Source organism: Allokutzneria sp. NRRL B-24872 (assembly GCF_002155965.1).
Taxonomy (GTDB): Bacteria; Actinomycetota; Actinomycetes; order Mycobacteriales; family Pseudonocardiaceae; genus Allokutzneria.
Genome location: NZ_MUMH01000315.1, coordinates 435 through 753, shown reverse-complemented (window position 1 = coordinate 753; position 319 = coordinate 435).

Genomic DNA, 319 nt, shown 5'->3' with positions numbered 1-319 from the left:
CGACCAGCGCTACTGCATCAACTCGATCAGCCTGCGCCTGGTGCCGGACGAGAGCTGAGGCCAAGCTCAAGACTGCCCTAAAGCTGTCCTAAGCCTTGCTCAAAAGACTTTGACCTGGTGTGACCCAGCTCCCACGATATGGCTTCCTTCGCGTGGTTGGAGGGTGCGATGAACGAACCGTGGGGCATCTCCGGACCGGGTTTCCTGGCGCTGTACAGCACTCTGCTCGCGATCACCCTCCTCTGGGCGCTGCTGGCCCGGCACCGCGCGCGCCGGTCGAAGGACTGGGCGAGCGCGCCGCTGGGGCTGGACGAGGTCG